At 51.0% G+C, this 255-nt stretch carries 1 protein-coding gene; it reads left to right on the forward strand.

The genetic code is table 11. The annotated features are described in order from the left end of the window. The coding region (locus ACYQ78_RS39850) for a hypothetical protein (RefSeq protein WP_459806188.1) at window positions 1-255 on the forward strand (255 nt) is incomplete at both ends.

Genomic DNA, 255 nt, shown 5'->3' on the forward strand with positions numbered 1-255 from the left:
TGTGAATGCAGCTATTGCAACAATCAAGACCAAGCGGACCATTCAGTTTGTGGATTGGTGCCCAACTGGCTTTAAGGTTGGCATCAACTACCAGCCTCCCACAGTTGTTCCTGGTGGTGATCTGGCCAAAGTTCAGCGTGCTGTGTGTATGTTGAGTAACACCACAGCTATTGCTGAGGCCTGGGCCCGTCTGGATCACAAGTTTGATCTGATGTACGCCAAGCGTGCATTTGTCCACTGGTACGTTGGTGAGGG

This window comes from Herbidospora sp. RD11066 (genome assembly GCF_054661255.1).